Here is a 1,952-nt window from a genome sequence, read left to right as displayed (position 1 = left end):
GTCGCTGCAGGCGCCGGCCGCCGCGAGCAGCGCCGCCAGCGCGACGCCCCCGCGACGCGCCCGCGCGCTCAGAGGGGCTGCCGCAGCCACGCCACCGCGCGGCGGACCGCGTCCTCGGGGTCGGCCACGGCCTCGTCGGGCGTCACGCGGTCGCCGTACGGCGTGCGCGCACGGTCGGCCATCACGGACACGGTGAGGTTGAGCACCCCGCCGTCGCTGAGCAGGAACGGCGCGTTCGCGGTCGACAGCCCGCACGTCGCGGCGCCGAACGAGCGCGTGTCGGCGCGCCGCCGGAACGCGATCGCCACCGCCTCGCCCGAGCTGGCGACCGCGCCGTCGGTGAGCACGGCGACGCGCGGGCGCGGGCGGCGCAGCGTGTACGGGCGCTCGACCGGCACCTGGGTCGCGCTGCCGAACACCGACGCGCCGCCGCGGTACCCCCACGAGGAGGTCGCGCCGTCGGCGCCGACGAAGTGCCCGACGACCGCGTCGTCGCCGAGGATCGGGCCGATCCCGGCGATCATCGGCCACATGTTGCCGCCGCCGTTGCCGCGCAGGTCGACGACCCACCCGGCGAGCGCGTCGCGGTCGGCGGCGGCGATGGCCGCGTGCAGCGCGGTGGCGTACGCGATCGACGGCGCGAGGCCGCCGGTGAACGACACGACCCGGACGTAGCCGACGTCGGCCGGGAGGTCCGCGGGGGGCGTCGCGGCGGCGGCGGCGCAGCGCCGCACGTTGAAGGCGAGCAGCCGCCCGCTGCTCGCGCGGTACGTGCTGTGGCCGTCGCCGAGGCCGAACAGCGCCGCGGTGATGATCGGGTGCGTCTCCTCGAGCGTCTGCGCCACCGGCGCGGTCGCGACGGCCTGCGCGCGGAGGGCGGCCCAGTCGATGGCGTCGTGGCGCAGCGCGTTGGTGCGCATCACCCGCAGGACCTCGTCGACGTACTCGCGGGCGACGGTCGAGAGCCCCGGGACGACGACGGTCGGCTCGGGGACGGAGATGTCGCACGCCCCCAGCGCGAGCAGGAGCGGCAGGGCGGCGGCGCGGGCGCGGCGGGACGGCATCGGCGCAGCGGGTCCGGGACGGGGACGCGGATGCGCGAAGGTGCGGCGGGCGCGCGCGGCGCGCCAGACCGGATGACCCCGCTGGGACTCGAACCCAGGACCTGACGATTAAAAGTCGCCTGCTCTAACCAGCTGAGCTACGGGGTCGCGGCGCTGCTCCGCCGGGCGGTCGCCCGCCGGGCGCGAAGTCTACACGCCGGAGGCGCGCCCTACCATGCGGGAACGGCGCGGAGCGCCCCAGGCGTCCCGCCCGCCGGGGCCCGCGCCTTGCGCCGGTCGTCCGCCCCATGCGTCCCGTCCCGACGCCGTCTCACACCGGTTGCCCAGGAGCGCCCGCATGAGCAGTCAGGTCCCGACGCCCCTCACCCCGCCCGACGGACCGCCGTCGGATCCCGCCCGCGGCGCCGTGGGCCGGGCGGCCGACGCCGTGGTCCAGGTGCTGTGCGCCCCCCGCCTGTCGCACGACGCCCTGCGCCGCGCCGTGATCCGCTACGGCCGCCTCGCCCGCGACGTGGCCCTCGACCCGACCGAGATGCTCGGCTCCCTCGCCCCCCGCGTCCGCGCCTGCCTCGACCGCGTGGCGCCCGCGGAGCGGGAGCAGGTGCAGGGGTGGGTGCAGTGGTGGGCGATCCACGGGTATCATCGGGCGGATTGACGGGACGAAGAGGCGAGCGCGGATACGGCGAGCACGGATACGGCGAACGCGGATACGGCGAACACGGATGCGGCGAACTCGGGAACCGCGCGCTCGCGATCAGCTGGTCGCCTTCCGCGAGTTCGCCCCTCACGGGCTCGCTCTTTCCGGAGCCGCGCTTCCCGAGTTCGCCCTTCCCGAGTTCGCTCTATCCGAGTTCGCTCTATCCGAGTTCGCTCTATCCGAGTTCGCTC

The 1,952-nt window shown here is 76.4% G+C and carries 2 protein-coding genes and 1 tRNA gene; 1 reads left to right on the top strand and 2 read right to left on the bottom strand.

The features are described from left to right. Positions 1 to 68 precede the first annotated feature (68 nt). Both PYV61_RS14545 and PYV61_RS14540 read right to left on the bottom strand, forming a co-directional pair. The gene (locus PYV61_RS14545) at positions 69 to 1,064 is read right to left on the bottom strand and encodes a S41 family peptidase (RefSeq protein WP_275832766.1); all 996 of its coding nucleotides are present in this window, start codon (positions 1,062 to 1,064) and stop codon (positions 69 to 71) included. Between the two features lie 73 nt (positions 1,065 to 1,137). After that, a tRNA-Lys gene (locus PYV61_RS14540) sits at positions 1,138 to 1,211 on the bottom strand. A gap of 190 nt (positions 1,212 to 1,401) precedes the next feature. On the opposite strand from PYV61_RS14540, the gene PYV61_RS14535 reads away from it, so the two are divergent. Continuing rightward, a complete protein-coding gene (locus tag PYV61_RS14535) occupies positions 1,402 to 1,719 on the top strand; it encodes a hypothetical protein (RefSeq protein WP_275832764.1) in 318 nt (105 codons plus the stop codon). Positions 1,720 to 1,952: the final 233 nt, after the last annotated feature.

Source organism: Roseisolibacter sp. H3M3-2 (genome assembly GCF_029211165.1).
GTDB lineage: Bacteria > Gemmatimonadota > Gemmatimonadetes > Gemmatimonadales > Gemmatimonadaceae > Roseisolibacter.
The sequence above is the reverse complement of the archived record's forward strand: the minus strand, read 5'-3'. Positions and strand labels throughout refer to the sequence as shown.

Coding starts and splice junctions, on each gene's coding strand:
- PYV61_RS14545 (WP_275832766.1), bottom strand. CDS start 1,064: ATGCCGTCCCGCCGCGCCCGCGCCGCCGCCCTGCCGCTCCTGCTCGCG.
- PYV61_RS14535 (WP_275832764.1), top strand. CDS start 1,402: ATGAGCAGTCAGGTCCCGACGCCCCTCACCCCGCCCGACGGACCGCCG.